Source organism: Streptomyces kurssanovii (genome assembly GCF_040677245.1).
GTDB classification, from domain to species: domain Bacteria; phylum Actinomycetota; class Actinomycetes; order Streptomycetales; family Streptomycetaceae; genus Streptomyces; species Streptomyces kurssanovii.
In genome coordinates this window covers 23,013-40,547 of sequence record NZ_JBFAQK010000069.1, presented here as the reverse complement: position 1 = coordinate 40,547, position 17,535 = coordinate 23,013, and the positions used below count along the sequence as shown (strand labels likewise).

General features: G+C 71.6%; 17 protein-coding genes. 11 read left to right on the top strand and 6 right to left on the bottom strand.

Annotated elements, in window-relative coordinates:
- Nucleotides 1-538: aldehyde dehydrogenase family protein (locus AB0K36_RS30820; protein ID WP_364600537.1), on the bottom strand; the 538-nt coding region annotated here is incomplete at its 3' end.
- A 127-nt stretch (nt 539-665) separates the two neighbouring features.
- Between AB0K36_RS30820 and AB0K36_RS30815 the strand changes: the two genes are divergently transcribed.
- From AB0K36_RS30815 to AB0K36_RS30785, 7 genes are all read left to right on the top strand, one after another.
- Nucleotides 666-1,436, top strand: a complete 771-nt coding sequence (locus tag AB0K36_RS30815; protein WP_159693189.1) for an IclR family transcriptional regulator — start codon at nt 666-668, stop codon at nt 1,434-1,436.
- A 2-nt stretch (nt 1,437-1,438) separates the two neighbouring features.
- Nucleotides 1,439-1,906 (top strand): GNAT family N-acetyltransferase, encoded by a 468-nt coding sequence (locus AB0K36_RS30810; RefSeq protein ID WP_364600535.1) that lies wholly within the window; start codon nt 1,439-1,441, stop codon nt 1,904-1,906.
- 118 nt (nt 1,907-2,024) lie between these two features.
- Nucleotides 2,025-2,999: a hypothetical protein gene (locus AB0K36_RS30805; protein WP_364600533.1), complete on the top strand. Its 975-nt coding sequence runs from the start codon at nt 2,025-2,027 to the stop codon at nt 2,997-2,999.
- A complete protein-coding gene (locus AB0K36_RS30800; RefSeq protein WP_364600531.1) occupies nt 2,996-4,261 on the top strand; it encodes a sensor histidine kinase in 1,266 nt (421 codons plus the stop codon). Before AB0K36_RS30805 ends, AB0K36_RS30800 begins: the two co-directional genes overlap by 4 nt.
- The gene (locus AB0K36_RS30795) at nt 4,258-4,914 is read left to right on the top strand and encodes a response regulator transcription factor (RefSeq protein ID WP_189472366.1); all 657 of its coding nucleotides are present in this window, start codon (nt 4,258-4,260) and stop codon (nt 4,912-4,914) included. Before AB0K36_RS30800 ends, AB0K36_RS30795 begins: the two co-directional genes overlap by 4 nt.
- A gap of 93 nt (nt 4,915-5,007) precedes the next feature.
- Nucleotides 5,008-6,456, top strand: coding sequence for a peptidoglycan D,D-transpeptidase FtsI family protein (locus tag AB0K36_RS30790; protein WP_364600529.1), 1,449 nt, complete (start codon nt 5,008-5,010; stop codon nt 6,454-6,456).
- 137 nt (nt 6,457-6,593) lie between these two features.
- Entirely contained in the window at nt 6,594-7,007 is a 414-nt protein-coding gene (locus AB0K36_RS30785) for a hypothetical protein (protein WP_364600539.1), read from the top strand.
- Nucleotides 7,008-7,028: 21 nt separating this feature from the next.
- Here the strand turns inward: AB0K36_RS30785 and AB0K36_RS30780 are convergent, their stop codons facing one another.
- Complete coding sequence (locus tag AB0K36_RS30780; RefSeq protein WP_364600527.1) at nt 7,029-8,165, bottom strand: hypothetical protein; 1,137 nt, start codon at nt 8,163-8,165, stop codon at nt 7,029-7,031.
- Complete coding sequence (locus AB0K36_RS30775; RefSeq protein ID WP_364600525.1) at nt 8,162-9,106, bottom strand: 5-dehydro-4-deoxyglucarate dehydratase; 945 nt, start codon at nt 9,104-9,106, stop codon at nt 8,162-8,164. The genes AB0K36_RS30780 and AB0K36_RS30775 overlap by 4 nt, the downstream gene beginning before the upstream one ends.
- Nucleotides 9,107-9,346: 240 nt before the next feature.
- On the opposite strand from AB0K36_RS30775, the gene AB0K36_RS30770 reads away from it, so the two are divergent.
- From AB0K36_RS30770 to AB0K36_RS30760, 3 genes are read left to right on the top strand one after another with little or no spacing between them, the layout of a single operon-like run.
- A complete protein-coding gene (locus AB0K36_RS30770; protein WP_364600523.1) occupies nt 9,347-10,171 on the top strand; it encodes an NAD-dependent epimerase/dehydratase family protein in 825 nt (274 codons plus the stop codon).
- 54 nt (nt 10,172-10,225) lie between these two features.
- Nucleotides 10,226-10,444 (top strand): hypothetical protein, encoded by a 219-nt coding sequence (locus tag AB0K36_RS30765; protein WP_364600521.1) that lies wholly within the window; start codon nt 10,226-10,228, stop codon nt 10,442-10,444.
- 45 nt (nt 10,445-10,489) lie between these two features.
- The gene (locus AB0K36_RS30760) at nt 10,490-11,701 is read left to right on the top strand and encodes a TerD family protein (RefSeq protein ID WP_364600519.1); all 1,212 of its coding nucleotides are present in this window, start codon (nt 10,490-10,492) and stop codon (nt 11,699-11,701) included.
- A gap of 69 nt (nt 11,702-11,770) precedes the next feature.
- On the opposite strand, the gene AB0K36_RS30755 is transcribed toward AB0K36_RS30760, so the two are convergent.
- The 3 genes from AB0K36_RS30755 to AB0K36_RS30745 all read right to left on the bottom strand — a co-directional run bounded on the left by AB0K36_RS30755 (nt 11,771) and on the right by AB0K36_RS30745 (nt 15,396).
- Nucleotides 11,771-12,001: a hypothetical protein gene (locus AB0K36_RS30755; RefSeq protein WP_037775011.1), complete on the bottom strand. Its 231-nt coding sequence runs from the start codon at nt 11,999-12,001 to the stop codon at nt 11,771-11,773.
- Between the two features lie 168 nt (nt 12,002-12,169).
- Complete coding sequence (locus AB0K36_RS30750) at nt 12,170-13,600, bottom strand: alkaline phosphatase PhoX (RefSeq protein WP_364600518.1); 1,431 nt, start codon at nt 13,598-13,600, stop codon at nt 12,170-12,172.
- 347 nt (nt 13,601-13,947) lie between these two features.
- Entirely contained in the window at nt 13,948-15,396 is a 1,449-nt protein-coding gene (locus AB0K36_RS30745) for a hypothetical protein (protein WP_364600517.1), read from the bottom strand.
- Nucleotides 15,397-15,683: 287 nt separating this feature from the next.
- On the opposite strand from AB0K36_RS30745, the gene AB0K36_RS30740 reads away from it, so the two are divergent.
- A complete protein-coding gene (locus AB0K36_RS30740) occupies nt 15,684-17,531 on the top strand; it encodes a DUF8508 domain-containing protein (protein ID WP_364600515.1) in 1,848 nt (615 codons plus the stop codon).
- The last annotated feature ends 4 nt before the right edge of the window (nt 17,532-17,535 follow it).

Genomic DNA, 17,535 nt, shown 5'->3' with positions numbered 1-17,535 from the left:
CCGCCACCCGCTCCGACAACCCCGGATGATCCGGATGCGCCTTCACCACCACCGGACACCCCGCCGCCAACGCACTGGCCGTGTCCCCACCCGCCACCGAGAACGCGAACGGAAAATTCGACGCCGCATACACCGCCACCACACCCAACGGCACCTTCCAACGCCGCAGATCCGGCACCGGCGGCGTCGCCCCCGCATCAGGATGATCAATGATCACCCCCAGGAACGACCCCTCCTCCACCACCTCCGCGAACGCCCGCAACTGAAAACACGTCCGCGCCAACTCACCCCGCAACCGCACCCCACCCAGCGCCGTCTCCCCGTCCGCCACCTCCACCAAAGAAGCCGACGACTCCTCCAGCAGATCCGCCGCCCCCCGCAAGAACCCCGCCCGCACCCCACGATCCGCCAACGAACCCCGCGCCTCCCACGCGGCCCGCACCACAACGTCCACCTCCCCCACAGACGCCTCCACCCCGACCCGCTCCCGCCGCTTCCCGCTACGGGGGTCGACACTCCAGACTGGTGCTGCTGCCACGGCGGCTTCCTTCCGGTCTCTGCCACCCACCGGAGTTGTTCGGTATTCTGAACAGCGTTCCTGGTGGTGAATATGCTGGGGACTCTATTTCCGGGCGTTCCGCACGGTCAAGAAGGGGCGTACAGCAATGTCAGTTGCCGATTCCGGTGGGGCACAGGTCAAGTCCGCAGTGCGGACCGTGGAGTTGCTCGAATACTTCGCCGGGCGGCCCGGCATGCACTCGCTCGCCGCGGTCCAGGAAGCCGTCGGTTACCCCAAGTCCAGCCTGTACATGCTGCTGCGCACCCTCGTGGAGCTCGGCTGGGTGGAGACGGACGCGACGGGCACGCGGTACGGCATCGGGGTGCGCGCCCTGCTGGTCGGGACGTCGTACATCGACGGCGACGAGGTCGTGGCGGCCGCCAGGCCCACCCTGGACCGGCTCTCCGACGACACCACGGAGACCATCCACCTCGCCCGCCTCGACGGCACGAACGTCGTCTACCTCGCGACCCGGCAGTCCCAGCACTACCTGCGCCCCTTCACGCGCGTGGGGCGGCGGCTGCCCGCGCACTCCACCTCGCTCGGCAAGGCGCTGCTCGCGACCTACAGCGACGAGCAGGTGCGCAAGTTGCTGCCGGAGACCCTCGCACCGCTGACCGAGCACACCATCACCGACCGCGAGAAGCTCATCGAGGAGCTGCACCTCATCCGCGAGCAGGGCTACGCCGTGGACCGCGAGGAGAACACACTCGGGCTGCGCTGCTTCGGCATCGCCATCCCGTACCGCACTCCGGCGCGCGACGCGATCAGCTGCTCGGTGCCGGTCGCGAGGCTCACGCCGGCGCACGAGCAGATGATCAAGGACGCGTTGTTCGACGCCCGCGACCGGCTCACCCTGGCGACCCGGAGGCTCTGACCGTGGATGTGGTTCTGCGTGAGGTCCAGGACAGTGATCTCCCGGTGTTCTTCCGGCACATGAGTGACCCTGAGTCCAACCGGATGGCCGCCTTCACCAGCGAGGACCCGACGGACCGGGCGGCGTTCGACGCCCACTGGGCGCGTATCAGGGTGTCGGACGCGGTGATACGGACGGTCGTCGCCGACGGAGAGGTCGTCGGCCACACCGCCGTGTACGGGCCGCCGGAGGAACGGGAGGTCACCTACGTCATCGACCGCGCGCGCTGGGGGCGCGGCATCGCCACGCTGGCGCTGCGCGCGCTGCTGGAGGCCGTACCGGCCCGTCCGCTGCACGCGCGTGCGGCGGCGGACAACGCGGGCTCGCTCCGGGTGCTGCGCAAGTGCGGGTTCGTGGTGACGGGCCACGACCGGGGGTTCGCCAACGCGCGGGGCGAGGAGACGGACGAGGTGGTCCTGACACTGGCGTGAGCCCCCGTCCCTCGCGGCCGGGCAAGCCCTCACGGCGGCGCCGCTCCCCCGCGCGGTGGAGACGGATCGTCACGCAGCAGGAGGTGGCAGGACCGGCGGGCGCGGGAGCGTTGGGGGCATGACAACGACCTCGGCCGGGACCGGCCTCTCACTGCGACACCGCCCTCTCACGGCCGCGCTGCGTGCCGTCGCGATCGTGGCCTGCTTGCCGTACCTGGGGCTCAAGATCGCCTGGATCGCGGGCAGCCGTGTCGGCATCCCCGAGGGCAGCGCCCTCCTGGACCACCGTCTGGTGATGGCCGTCGCCAACAGCGTCACCGTACTGATGGACGCGTCCGTCGTGGTGCTGGCGCTGCTGCTCACCCGGCCGTGGGGGCAGCGGGTACCCGCGTGGCTGCTGGCGGTGCCGATGTGGGCCGCCACCGGGCTGCTCGCGCCGATCATGGTCGGGTTCCCGGTGCAGCTGATCGGCACGGCCGTCGGCGGCAGCGAGGCACCGGCCGCCGAGGAGCCCTTCCTGCACGACTGGGTGTTCGGCGTCGTGTACGGCGGCTTCATCCTCCAAGGACTGGCCCTGGGCACGCTGTTCGTGCTGTACGCCGGGAAGCGCTGGGGTCACCTGTGGCGCGGCCGGGTGTGGGAGCTGCCGACCGGCGCGACGGGCACGTTCATGCGGGGGACCGCCGTCGCCGGCTCGCTGCTCGCCCTGTTCCCCGCGGTCATGCACGCGATGTGGGCCGCCGGCGGGACCACCGCGCTCCCCGCCGACCGCGTGCTGCAACGCACCACGGCCTTCTACCTGTTGGAGGGCGTCCGCGTCGGCTTCGCGGTGCTGGCGGTCGCCGGTGTGCTGCTGCTCGCCTTCCGGCTGCGCCCCGCCCTGTCGGTGCGCGGGCCGCTGGCCGCGGCCTGGGTCGGGTCGAGCGCGCTGGGCGCCTGGGCAGGCTGGATGATTCTCGGCGCGCTCATGCCCGAGTCGGACGAGGGAAAGCAGACCCCGGCGCTGCTGATGCTCACCTACGCTGGGGAGATGATCTCGGGTCTGCTGCTCACCTGCGCCGTCGCCTCCCTGCTGCGCAGGCGCGGCGCATGACCCGACCCGGCCGGGTGCTGCGGTCCGCCGGCCGGGCGCTGTTCGGCCGCCGGGCCCGGCTGCGCTGGGTCCATCTGGTGCTCGGCGGCGCGTTGTTGATGCCGTTCTGGCTGGTGGGCACGGTGGTCGTGGGTCCGCTGACGGACGCGTCGAACTTCTTCGCGGGCTCCCTGGCGCTCCAGTTCGGCGCGTACGCCGTGGCGTTGCCGCTCACCGCTGTCGCCGGGCTGTTCCCCATGGCCAGGCCGCTGTCGGTGGTCGTCGCCCGCACGCTGTGCGGCGTTCCCGGCGAGCGGCTCGCGGACGGGCAGGCACGTACCCGGGCCGCCCGGGTACGCACCGCGGGCTGGTTCACCCTGCACCTCGGGGTGGGTGCGCTGATCAGCGGGGCGTCCCTCGCGCTGCCGCCGTTCGCCGTCGGACTGATCCTCTCCCCGGTGTTCCCGGGGGTACGGGACTACCTGGGGGTGCCGCACGACGCCTGGTGGTCGGTGCTGCTGGTGGCCGCCGGAACCGGGATGCTGCTGGCGCTCGCGGCCGTGTCCGCGGCCACCGGGGCGCTGCTGGCCCGCCAGGCGCCGGTGCTGCTCGGCCCGACCCCCGCCGACCGGCTGGCCGCGGCCGAGCGGCGGGCGACCGAGCTGGCGGAGCGCAACCGCCTCGCCCGTGAACTGCACGACTCCGTGGGCCACGCGCTGTCCGCCGTCACCCTCCAGGCGGGAGCGGCCCGCAAGGTGCTGGAAAGCGGCCGGGCCGCCGATGTGGAGTTCGTCCGGGAAGCGCTGGCCGCGATCGAGGAGACCACCCGCCGCACGGTGGGTGAGCTGGACGCCGTGCTCGGCCTGCTGCGCCAGGACGGCGACGGCGACGGCCGGCTCGACGGGCCCACGCTGGCGGCCCTGGAGGGACTGCTGTCCCGCAGCGGTGTGGCCGTCACCCTGCACACGAAGGGCACGCTCACGGCCGTGGCGGCGCCGGTCTCCCGCGAGGCGTACCGGATCGTCCAGGAGGGGCTGAGCAACGCCCTTCGCCATGCCGGGGCTTCACCGGTGACGCTGTGGATCGCCGCAGGAGACGAGGAGTTGGAGATCAGGATGGAGAATCCCGTGCCCGACCGGGCCCCGGTGCGACGCCCCGGCGGTGGCCGCGGGCTGCGCGGCGTCGCCGAACGCGCCGCGCTGCTCGGCGGGCAGGCGGCGGCCGGGCCGGACGACGGCGTGTGGCGGCTGTCGGCCCGGCTGCCGCTGGCGGGCCGCCGATGAGCACGGTGCGGGTCGCCCTCGCCGACGACGAGCGGATGGTGCGCACCGCGCTGCGCGTGATCCTCGACGCGGAACCGGACCTGGAGGTCGTCGGAGAGGCGGCGACGGGCGCGGAGGCCGTGTCCGTGGTGCGGCAGCTGCGCCCCGACGTGGTGCTGATGGACGTGCGGATGCCGGAGATCGACGGCATCCGCGCCACCGAGCAGATCCTGTCCACGATGGACGAGCCGCCTCGGATCGTCGTCGTGACGACGTTCGAGAACGATTCGTACGTGTACGACGCGCTGCGCGCCGGGGCGGCCGGGTTCCTGCTGAAGCGGGCGGCGGCCGAGGAGCTGGTCCAGGCGGTCCGGCTGGTCGCGCGCAGCGACTCGCTGCTGTTCCCCTCGGCCGTGCGCTCGCTCGCCGCCGAGTACGGCCGCCGGCCGGCCGCGACCGCTCCACCGTGGGCGGCTCGGCTGACGGGACGGGAGGCGGAGGTGCTGCGGCTGATGGCCACCGGGCTGACGAACGCGGAGATCGCCGGCCGGATGGGCGTAGGCCCGGCGACGACGAAGACCCACGTCGCGGCGGTCCTGGGCAAGATCGGCGCACGGGACCGTACACAGGCGGTGATCGCGGCGTACGAGTCGGGATTCATCTCGCCCCGTTGACCGGCGCCGGTCTTCCCCGCCGCAGATGAGGAAGTCCTGAGAAAACGGACGCAGCGGAACGAACCGTGCCGCGCCGCTCGTCCCTCGTACGGGATGAACAAGACGATCAGGCGTGCCGCCGTCTTCAGTCTGCTGCTGGTCCTCGCCCTTCTGGGGCGGGCGACGTGGGTGCAGGCGTACGAGGTGACGGCCCTCACGGACAACGACCGGAACCGGCGGAAGATCATCGCGCAGTACGCGCATCCGCTGGGCGACATCATCGTGGCCGGCTCCTCGGTCACGGGCTCGCAGCGCACTCAAGGAGGCGATCTCGCGTACAAACGCTCCTACACCGACGGCGCGCTGTACTCGGCCGTCACCGGCTACAGCTCGCAGGCGTACGGGGCGACCCAGCTCGAGGGGATCTACTCCGGCATCCTCGACGGGACCGACCTCAAGCTGAAGAACCCGCTGGACACGCTCACGGGCAAGCAGCAGGACCCCGGTGACGTGGTGACGACGATCGACCCCGCGGTGCAGAAGGCCGGCTTCGAGGCGCTCGGCGACACGAAGGGAGCCGCGGTCGCGATGGACCCGGAGACCGGCGAGATCCTCGGCATGGTCAGCACCCCGTCGTACGACCCGTCGACGATCAGCGGCACCCTGGACGGCGACGCCTGGCAGAAGCTGCTCGACGACGAGGACAAGCCGCTGGTCAACCGGGCGCTGCGGCAGCCGCTGCCGCCGGGTTCGACGTTCAAGCTGGTCGTCGCGGCGGCCGCGCTGGAGGACGGCCTGTACGCGTCCGTCGACGAGCGGACCGACAGCCCGGACCCCTACCGGCTGCCCGGCACGGTCACGGACCTCGAGAACGAGAACCCGTCCGCACCCTGCGAGAACGCCACGATCCGGACCGCGCTGCGGTACTCGTGCAACAACGTCTTCGGCAAGATGGCCGTCGACCTGGGACAGGACAAGGTGCGGGCGACGGCGGAGAAGTTCGGCTTCAACGACGAGAAGCAGGATGTGCCGGTACGGGCCTCTGCGAGCGTGTACCCGTCCGGGATGAACGCGTCGTCGACCGCGCTGACCGGCATCGGCCAGTTCGATGTGACGGCGACTCCGCTGCAGATGTCGCTGGTGTCCGCGGCCATCGCCAACGACGGGGTCATGGCGTCACCTCATATGGTCTCCAAGGTGGTGGACGCGGACGGCGACACCCTCGAGTCCTTCGAGGACGGCGCCTCACAGCGGATCATGTCGGCCGGGACGGCGGAGCAACTGCGCAGCGCGATGGTGACGGTGGTCGAGCACGGCACGGGCTCCAACGCGCGGATCCCGGGACTCGAGGTCGGCGGCAAGACCGGCACGGCACAGCACGGCGAGAACAACAGCAAGACGCCGTACGCCTGGTTCACCTCGTACGCCAAGGATCCGGACACCGGTAAGGCCGTCGCCGTGGCCGTGCTCATCGAGGACTCGGGCGCGGAGCGTTCCGAGGTCAGCGGCAACGGGCTGGCGGCGCCGGTGGCGCGGAAGATGATGGAGGCGGCACTGAAGTGAGGAAGCGGCGCCGGACCGGCCGGTGAAGAACTCTGGGCGGCGGGGCGGGGAGCGCGGTATGCAGGGGCCTTCTGCATCCGTTCGGTGCCCTGGAGAATCGTGTGCGCTTCCTGCCCCGCTCCCCTTCCGGCTGGACCATGGCGGTCTTCGGCGTCCTCGCGGCCGTGCTCGGTGTCCTCGGTCTCATCGCCCCTGATGCTCTGCTCGCCACCATGGGCTTCGACCCCGTACCCGGCTCCCGACGCGCGGACGGGGACCACACTCCGGTCTTTGTCACCGCCTCCTCGATGGCCGCGGTCAATATGGGCGTCTACTACGTTCTGGCGTCCCTCGCCGACTGGAAGCCCTTCTTCCGTTGGACGGTCCCGTTCCGGCTGCTGACGTGCACCGTCTTCACCCTGGCGGTGGTCGGCGGCCGCGCCCCTTCCGGCTTCCTCGGTGTGGGCCTGTGGGAAGGGCTCGGCGCGGTGGCCACCGGTCTGGCGCTGCGTTTCGAACGCGGCCGCGGGGCCCCGCGGCAGGACCCGCTCCCGCTCGGTGCCCCGCAGTGAACCACTGTCCGCGCCGGCCCCCTAAGACAGCGCCGAACGGACCGCCGCCAGGTCCGCGTCGGACGCCAGGCCCGCGTGGTAGAGGCGGAGTTCGGTCGCGCCGAGGTCCACCGCCTGCTTCGCGTCCGCGGCCAGCGTGGTGGGCGCGCCCCCCATACCCGTCACGACGGTGAAGTTCGCGGCGAGCACGCTACGGTCCGTCGCGTGTTCCGCGAACGGGCCCAGCAGCCGCGGCCCGCCGGTGCACGGCACGACCACGCCGTCGGCGACTCCCAGGATGTGCGCCGGGTCCACTCCGGCGTTGGCGCCGCAATGGTGCGCCACCGGGTCGGCGTGCAGCAGGACCTGGAAGCCCGCCGGGGCCGCCGCCCGCACCGCCGCGACGGCGTCCTCCTGGAGCGTCCGGGCCGTGCGGGTACGGAACTCCAGTACGGGCAGGGCCACTTCCGCGTCCAGTGACTGTGCCGCCCCGCCCCGCCACAGCGGTTCCAGCGCGTCGCGCACCGACTCCGCGAGCCGGCCGGGGTCCACGCCCAGGCCCTGGTAGCCGTCCCGGCAGGCCGTGCAGAAGCAGAGGGACATCAGGTACTGCGCCGGGTCGTCCAGGGCGACGCCCGCGATCTTGTCGTGGGCGTGCAGGTGGGACACCCCGTACCAGCCGCAGGACTCCAGTTCCGTGCCGTCGGCGCCGGGGCGGACGGCGGCCTCCGCCGCGAGCGACACGAGGTACTCCCGCACCTCGGGTTGCGCGATGCAGGGCGCCCAGGGGTAGCGGTCACCGTAGGCGTTGACGACCGAGGTCCGCGGATGTTCTGCCCCCGTACGGGAGTTGTGGGCGAGGACGACCCAGGTGTGGACGTCGAGGCCGGCGTCCGCCAGCGCGGCGGCCGCCTCGCCGTAGGCGTCGCCCGGCGCCCACTCCCCCGCCGTGTACGGCCTGAGGCCGTGCCCCGCCCAGCGGCCTTCGTCCGGCGGGTAGTACACGGCGGCGTGTTCGGCGGTGACGATCCGGTGGGCCGGGTGACGCGGCGTCAGGGCGCGCGTGGAGTGGTAGGCGGAGGCGAGGGTGACCTGCCGGACGCCGAGGTCCGCGATGCGGACGGCGGCGTCCGGGTCTCCCACGACGTCCCACGGGTACAGGAACGCGGAGGCCTTCATTCGCCGTCCTCCAGCAGCGCCCTGCCCTGTTCGATCAGCGCCGCGAGCGCCTTGACGTGCCGGTCCGCCGGCTCGGTCAGCGGCGGCCGTACCTGGCCGACGTCCAGACCTTCGAGCCGTACGCCCGCCTTGACGAGGGACACGGCGTATCCGCGGCCCTCGTTGCGCAGTTCCACGAGCGGTACGAAGAAGCCGTCGAGGAGACGGTCGACCGTCTTGTCGTCGCCGCCGTCGAGGGCCCGGTAGAAGGCGAGTGCGATGTCGGGGGCGAAGGCGAAGACGGCTGAGGAGTACAGGGTGATGCCGATGCCGCGGTAGGCCGGCCCGGTGAGCTCGGCTGTGGGCAGTCCGTTGAAGTAGAGGAAGTCGCGTTCCGGGAGTTCACGGCGTACGGCGCTGACGATCCGCTGCATGAGGTCCAGGTCGCCGTGGCCGTCCTTGAGCCCGATGATCTTCTCGACGCCGGCCAGTTCGACCACGGTGCGGGGCGAGAAGATCGCGTTGTCACGCTGGTAGACGATGACGTCGAGCGAGGTGGCGGCGGCGAGCCGGGTGTAGTGGTTCAGGAGGCCCGCCTGGTCGGCGACGACGAGGTAGGGCGGCATGGCGAGCAGTCCGTCCGCGCCCGCCTCCTCGGCGATCTTCGCGTACCGCTCGGCGAGGGCGGTGCCGTAGCCGGCTCCCGCGAGGACGGGCACCTGCCCGGCCGTCTCCTCGACGGCCACCACGACGCAATCGCGGAACTCCTCGGGCGTCAGGGCGTGGAACTCCCCCGTCCCGCAGCAGGCGAAGACGGCGGCCGCGCCGGCGTCGACGCCCTTTCTCACATGCGCGCGGAATGCTTCGAGGTCGAGGTCGCCGTCCGGTCCGTACGCGGTGACGGGGAAGAACAACGGTCCCTTGACCCGGGTGAGCCGGGCTGCGAGCGGATCTGAGGTCACGGGCGCTCCCTGGGCCGTGCTCCGGGCTCCGAGCCCGTGCACAATTCTGATCGACGTCCATATTTCTGAACGCGATCCACGCTATGGCAGCCCCCTCGCACCGGTCAAGACGGAAACCTGCATTCCAGGCACAGAATCGCCCGCCCCGCGCGACACTTGACGCTGCCGGGGTCACTCCTTAGCGTGTCCACGCATGTGAATATCATCCATACACTTGAGCGCACTCAAGGAGATCCGCCCATGCCCGCTGCCCGTACCGTCCTGCTCACCGGCGCAGCCGGCGGACTCGGCACCCTGATGCGCGGCCTGCTGCCCGCGTACGGCTACGAGCTCCGCCTCTTCGACGTCACCCCCATCGAGGGCGAGCCGGACGCGATCACCGCCGACCTCGCCGACAAGGCAGCCGTGCGTGAGGCCGTACGGGGCGTCGACGCGGTCGTCCACCTCGCGGGCATCTCCCTCGAAGCGTCGTTCGACAAGATCCTCCGGGCCAACATCGAGGGCACGTACAACCTCTACGAGGCCGCACGGGAGGAAGGGGTGAAGCGGATCGTCTTCGCCTCCAGCAACCACGCGGTCGGCTTCGTCCCGCGCCCCGAGGGCGACGCCCCCTTCCCTCCCGAGGCGCTGATCCCGGTCGAGACCCGCCACCGCCCCGACACCTTCTACGGCCTGTCCAAGTGCTTCGGAGAGGACCTGGCCCAGCTGTACTGGGACCGGCACGGCCTGGAGACCGTGTCCGTGCGCATCGGTTCATGCTTCATGGAACCGACGTCCGTACGGATGCTCTCCGTCTGGATGAGCCCCGGCGACGGCGCCCGCCTCTTCCACGCGGCCCTCACCGCCGAGAACGTCGGTCACACCATCGTCCACGGCTCCTCCGCGAACACCCGCCTGTGGTGGGACCTGACCAGCGCCCGGGCGCTCGGCTACGAACCGCAGGACGACTCGGAGCAGTACGCGGAGAAGCTCGTCGCCGAATACGGGGAACTGGACCCGGACAACCCGGACCACGCGCACCTGGGCGGCCACTTCACGACCGACCCGCCGCAGTGGCCCTACTGACGCCCGGGGAAAAACCGCATGCCGCTCGGACCGGGTTCCGCCACGATGGCGCCCATGGCGAGACCCTTCGGATTCACGTACACACAGCTCGGTGACGGTACGGTCACCATCAGTCATCGCGGCCGCGCGGCGGGGACCCTGCGCGGCCCGCGCGCGGAGAAGTTCCTGGCGGAGGTGGGCTCGGGGGACGCGCAACTCGTCATGGCGCGGTGGACGGGCGCGTACAAGTTCGGCAATGAGCGCGTGGCCAGAAATCATCCCCGTAACGGGTGACAACGGTAAGGGAACGGTAAAGCGGACTCGCTCGTTACCCCAGTCATGACAGCTATGACCCCCGGCTCGAACATCCCCCTGACCGCCGCGCGCGTGGCGGTGGACGTCGCCGCTCCGGTGCGGCTCGACGTATCGGGCCTGCTGCTCACCGCCGACGGCAAGGTGCGCTCCGACGACGACTTCATCTTCTACAACCAGCCCCAGGGCCCGGGCGTGAGCTACCGCTCCGGCGGCGGCACCGCGCCCGACGCGATCGTGGTCGACACCGCGGCCGTACCGCCCGGCATCGAGAAGATCGTCGTCACGGCGAGCCCGGACGCGGCGGGCCAGACCTTCCAGGGCGTCGAGCCCACCGCCACCATCCGCAACGCCGACGACGGCAGCGCCCTCGCCACCTTCACCCCGCCGCAGCTCGGCGCGGAGACCGCGCTGGTGGTCGTCGAGATCTATCTGCGCGGCGGCGTCTGGAAGGCCCGCGCGGTCGGCCAGGGTTACGCGAACGGCCTGGCGGGCATCGCCACGGACTTCGGCGTCTCGGTCGACGAGGAGCCCGCGGCCGCCCCGGCCGCCCCTCAGGTGACCGCCCCGCCCGTCACCGCGGCCCCGCCCGCCGACCCGCGCGTCGCCGCGACCCCGCCTCCGCCCGCCGCCCCGCCGGCCGCGCCCGCCGCCCCCAGCGGCAAGATCAACCTGGACAAGGGCCGGGTCAGCCTGCAGAAGAACCAGACGGTGTCCCTGGTCAAGGGCGGCCGTCCGCTGCTCTCCCAGGTCAAGATGGGCCTCGGCTGGGAGCCTGCGTTCCGCGGCAAGGACATCGACCTCGACGCCTCCGTCATCGCCTACGGCCCGAACCGCAACCACCTGGACAGCTGCTACTTCGGCAAGCTCTCCATCCTGAGCGGCTCGATCAAGCACTCCGGCGACAATCTCACCGGTGAGGGCGCGGGCGACGACGAGGTCATCGTCGTGGACCTCGGCCGGCTTCCCGCCGACGCGACCGGCCTCGTCTTCACGGTCAACTCCTTCTCCGGCCAGAAGTTCACCGAGGTGGCCAAGGCCTACTGCCGGCTGATGGACGCCACGACCGGGGAGGAGCTCGTCCGCTTCGACCTGACCACCGCGGAGCCGCAGACGGGCGTGATGATGGCCAAGCTGATCAAGCAGTTCTCCGGCGAGTGGGAGATGACCGCCATGGGCGACTTCGTGAAGTCGCGCACCGTGCGGGGCATGGTCAAGCCCGCCGCGCAGGCGCTCTGAAAAGTCCGCCGGGGGTGCCCGTCGCTGTGCGGCGGACACCCCCGGCGGGGAAAAAGCTGAAAAGCGTGCTCAGAGTTTGGCCAGTTTGGAGAACGGACTGAGGATGCGGCCCTGGCGGCCGGAGAAGTCGACGAGCACAGCGGCGTTGTCACCTTCCACGGCGAGGACTCTTCCGAGACCGAACTGATCGTGGGACACCCTGTCGCCCGCTTCAAAGCATTCGATCGGCGGCTCTTCCAGGGACGGACGGTTGAAGGGGCTGGACGGCAGGTGGCGCCGGGAACCGGCTGACTTTGTCATTACGTTCAGTATGCGCCCCCGGCACCCCGCCACGCCACGCCCGAGCGCTGTCACTTCCGGGACGGGCCCGCCGCCGGACCCCGTTCGATCAGCGAAACCCTGGGGAAAGCGCCGTCTGCGGGGCCGCGGAAAGTGTGCCGATTCACCGCCGCCGGAGCCGCGGAAGCCTCAGTGGCGGCCGCCCTGGCGCTTCCAGGGGCCGGTGATCGCGAACATGATGCCCGGCGTCTGGATGCTGGCGTACAGCGTCCGGCCGTCGGGCGAGAAGACGACACCGGCGAACTCGCTGTAGTCCGGGTCGTCGTCGGTGCCGACGTTGAACTCGTTACGGGCGATCGGATACGTACGGCCGCCGTCCGTGGCGCCGATCAGGTGCTGCACACCCTCCCCGTCCTCGGCGATGATCAGCCCGCCGTACGGGGAGACGGTGATGTTGTCCGGGCCGTCGTAGGCGCCGTCCTTGGACGGGTCGGGGTTCACACCGAGCAGCACCTTCAGCGTCAGGGTCCGCCGGCGCGGGTCGTAGAACCAGACCTGGCCGTCGTGCTGCTCGGGGCTCTCCTCCCGGGCGTACGACGAGACGATGTAGACGCCGCCGTCGCCCCACCACATGCCCTCGAGCTTGCGGCCCCGGGTGACCTCGCCGTCGCCGAACTGCCTGCGCACCGAGACCGCCCGCGCGTCACGGTCCGGGACCTCCGCCCAGTCCACGCCGTACACCGTGCCGATCCTCGTGGCGCGGGCCAGGTCGTCGACGAACCGGCCGCCGGAGTCGAAGCACTTGGCGGCCTGGAGCACGCCCGCGTCGTCGGCGAGCGTGCCCAGCCGGCCGCGGCCGTGCTTGAAACCGTGCGGCGGCACCCAGCGGTAGAGCAGGCCGTTCGGGGTGTCGGCGTCCTCCGTGAGGTACAGGTGACCGCGCTTCGGGTCCACCACGACGGCCTCGTGGGCGTACCGGCCGAGCGCCTTGACGGGCCGGGGGTCACGGTTGGCGCGGCGGTCGTACGGATCGACCTCGAAGACGTAGCCGTGGTCCTTGGTCAGGCCGTTCCTGCCCGCCTTGTCCTCGGTCTCCTCGCAGGTCAGCCAGGTGCCCCACGGCGTCGTCCCGCCGGCGCAGTTCTGCACCGTGCCCGCGATGCCGACCCACTGGGCGACCTCGCCGCTGCGGTGGCTCTCCACGACGGTGCAGCCGCCGGGCGCGGCCGGGTCGTAGACCAGACCCTCGGTGAGCGGTACGGGGTGCGCGACCTTGGCCCGCTCTCCCTTGAGCTCGTGGTTGACGACGAGCAGCGTCACACCGCGCGGTCCCTCGAACGTCGCGGTTCCGTCGTGCTTGCCGGGCGTGAACTCGCCCGTCTCCAGCTGGGTGACACCACTGCGTGTCAGAACGCGGTACGTGAACCCGGCGGGCAACGCGAGCATGCCGGCGCGGTCCGGGATCAGCGGCCCGTAGCCCGGAGCCTCGTTCCCATGGCGCTCTGTGTCCTCCGCGAGTGCGCCGGGGGCGGTGGCGAGCGCCCCGACGGCACCGGTGAGGGCCACGCCCGCGGCGGTGAGAGCGGACTGCTTGGTGAATTCCCTGCGAGTGAGCGGCATCGATTCTCCTGAGAGGCGCATTCGGCCGGCTGATCCGGGCCACACCCTCGCGTGCGCCCACGAACGGCGCTTGAACGTTGCACGACACCCCGTGGTCGCGTGGGGGCGTCCCGCCCCGGACCCGGCCCACCCAAGGCCGTCGCCCCCGGACCCGGCCACACCCAAGGCCGTCTCCCCCGGGCCGGGCAACGCCCGAAGCGCCCCCGGGGACGTCAGCGCCACCGGACGAGGTGCCCCCCAAGGGCGCCCCACCAGGCCCGGCCGCGCCCGGAGACGTCACGCCCGACGCGCCCTCGAGGGCGTCACGCTCACGGACCGGGCCGGCACGTGCCCTATGGCCGCGAACGTCAGTGGGCCGAGCGGGACTTGAAGGCCGCCTTCCGCGCCTCTTTCGCCGTCGCCTTGTCCCGGTGCAGCCTCCCCATCGCCTCCAGCACGTCCGCCGTCGCCGGGTGCTCCACCCGCCACGCCGCGTCGAAGAACCCTGTGTGGCGGCCGACCAGCTCCTCGACCAGGTCCTGGAGCTCCGCGGCCTCACCGCCCGCCGCGAGCTGCGCGGCGATCGTGTCGATCGCCAGCCAGAAGATCATGGACTCCGGCGGCGCCGGCACGTCCGGCGCCCCGTGTTCGGCGAGCCAGACGCGGGCGAGGCCGCCGAGTCGGGGGTCGTCGAGCACGTCGCGCACCGCGGGCTCGGCCTGCCGCCCGACCAGGGTGAGTGCCTGCTGGCAGTGGAGGCGGCGCAGCGGCGCGCCCTGGTCGTCGCCGCGCGCGGCGGTGAGGAGTTCGCGCGCGGCGTCGGCGGGGGCGCGCCGGGCGAGCCACTGCTCGGTCTCCGCCCTGGCGGCGAGCTCGGGGTACCGGGCGAGCCCGTCGAGCAGTACGTCCGCGCCCTTGTCGGCGAGGTCGCCGACCGCGGGTGCCTCGACTCCGGCCTCCAGCAGGCGGGCCCTGATGCCGTAGAGGCCGAGGGGGGTGAGCCGGACCATGCCGTAGCGGGTGACGTCCTCGTCGTCGACGAGCGGCCCGGGTCCTTCCGCGGCGTTCTCCTCGACCATCAACGCCTCGTCCACGGGCCGGTACCGGACGAGCCCGACCGGCTCGAGTACGCGGAACTGGTCGTCGAGGCGCATCATCGCCTCCGAGACCTGTTCCAGGACGTCGTCGGTCGGTTCTCCCATGTCGTCGGGGACGATCATCGACGCGGCGAGCACGGGCAGCGGGACGGGTTCCTCCTCGGCGGCCCTGTCGGAGACGGTGAGCAGGTAGAGGTTGCCGAGGACCCCTTCGAGGAACGCGGCTTCGCCTTCGGGGTCCCAGTCGAGCGCTTCGAGGTCGATCTCCCCGTCGTCGCCGACGACCGCGGAGATGTCGTCGAGGACGGGCGCGATGGCGTCGGCGAAGACGACGTCCAGGGCGTCGAGCCACAGGCCGAGGACGTCCTGCGGTGAACCGCCGGTGACGAGTGCGAGGTTGGCCCCTGCGGCGGCGCCCGCGGTGTCGGAGTCGTCGGCGGGGTCCTCGGCGTCCACGAGGCCCGTGTCGACGGCGACGCGCCACGCCTCGCTCGCGCAGGCCCGGCCGTCCTCGTCCCCGCCGTCCAGTCCCAGCGCCTCCGCCGCCGCGGGCAGTTGCTCGTCGACGAGTTCGCCGCCGACGCCGACCCGGGTCTGCGGGCCCGCCCAGCGGGCGAGCCTGACGGCCCGGGAGAGCAGCGGGGTGGCGAGCGCGTCCCGCGCCAGCTGCGCGTCCGAGTTCAGCCGTACCGGCGGCAGGGTGGGACGGTCTTGGGGCATCTGGTGGGTCTCCTCCACGGCGTACCGGTTCCGGGCGGCCTTGTGGGCGACTGGACGGCCCCCAGCGTAGACGTATTTCGTGCGGTTTCGCCGCGCCCGCCGGATCCCGTCGGCCGGTCCGCCGGCCGCGCCTTCGCCGAGGCGCGGGTTCATGTGGACTTAGGTCTCAGTACACCGGCCGACCCTTGACAAGTGGCCTGTTCAGCCAAGAGATTGACGCGCGTAGAACCTGCCCGGGCCCTATGGGGCCCCGTGCACCCCTCATCCCTCACCTCCGGAGAACCTTGATGCCTTCCTCCGTCGTACCGAGAACTACCGCCGTGGCGACCGTCGTGGCCGCCGCGCTGGCCGCCGGTCTGCTCGCCGGATCCGCGAACGCCGCCGACGACACCACGGCCGGTGCCGCACAGGTGCGTATCCACGACATCCAGGGCAACACCCGCATGTCCCCGCTGGAGGGGAAGCAGGTCGCCGATGTGCCGGGCATCGTCACGGGTGTACGGACCTACGGCTCGCGGGGTTTCTGGTTCCAGGACCCTGAGGCCGACGGTGACGCGGCGACCAGCGAGGGCGTCTTCGTCTTCACCGGCTCGGCGCCGAAGGTCGCGGTGGGCGACCGGGTCACCGTCTCCGGCACGGTCACGGAGTACGTCCCCGGGGGCGCGTCGTCCGGCAACCAGTCGCTGACGGAGATATCGAAGCCGACCGTCACCGTGGTGTCCTCCGGCAACGAGGTGCCCGCTCCCGTGACCGTCTCCGCCTGGTCGGTGCCCTCGGAGTACGCCCCGCAGGGCGACCCGGCGGCGGACGGCAGCATCAACGGCCTGACCCTGGCCCCGCGTACGTACGCCCTGGACTACTACGAGTCGCTGGAGGGCACGAACATCCGCGTCGGCACTTCGCGTGTGGTCGGTGCGACCGATCCGCATGCCGAGCTGTGGGTGACGGTGAAGCCGTGGGAGAACGACAACCGGCGCGGCGGCACGGTCTACGGCTCCTACGAGTCGCAGAACACCGGCCGTCTTCAGATCCAGTCGCTGATCCCGCTGGCGCAGCAGCCCTTCCCGAAGGCGAACGTGGGCGACGTGCTCGCGGGCACCACGGAGGGCCCGCTGGACTTCAACCAGTACGGCGGCTACACGCTGACCGCCCGCACCCTCGGCACGGTCGAGGACCGCGGTCTGACGCGTGAGCGGACCCGTCAGCAGCGCAACGGTGAACTGGCCGTGGCCACGTACAACGTGGAGAACCTGGACCCGTCCGACCCGCAGGAGAAGTTCGACGCGCTGGCGAGGGCCGTCGTGGAGAACCTGGCCTCGCCCGACATCCTCGCTCTGGAGGAGATCCAGGACGACAGCGGCGCCACGAACGACGGCACCGTGTCGGCCGCCCAGACGGTCAAGAAGTTCACGGACGCGATCGTCGCGGCCGGCGGTCCCGCGTACGAGTGGCGCTCCGTCGACCCGGTGAACAACGAGGACGGCGGCCAGCCGGGCGGCAACATCCGCCAGGTGTTCCTCTTCAACCCGGAGCGTGTCTCCTTCACCGACCGCGCGGGCGGCGACGCGACGACCGCGACCGGGGTCGTACGGGAGCAGGGCCGGGCCGCGCTGACCTTGTCCCCGGGCCGTATCGACCCGGCGAACGACGCCTGGGACGACAGCCGCAAGCCGCTGGCGGGCGAGTTCACCTTCCGGGGCCGTACGGTCTTCGTGGTCGCCAACCACTTCGGTTCGAAGGGCGGCGACGAGTCGCTGGTCTCGCACCACCAGCCGCCGAACCGTTCCTCCGAGGTGCAGCGGCTGAAGCAGGCTCAGGCCGTGAACGCCTTCGTCAAGGACGTCCTCGACGCCGACCACAAGGCGGACGTCGTCGTGCTGGGCGACATCAACGACTTCGAGTTCTCGCAGACGACCAAGGCCCTGACGGACGGCGGCGCCCTCTACCCGGCGATCAAGTCCCTTCCCCGGTCGGAGCGTTACTCGTACGTGTACCAGGGCAACAGCCAGGTGCTGGACCAGATCCTCACGAGCCCGTCGATCCGCGACTTCAGCTACGACAGCGTGCACATCAACGCGGAGTTCTCGGACCAGAACAGCGACCACGACCCGCAGGTGCTGCGCTTCCGCCCGTAGGCGC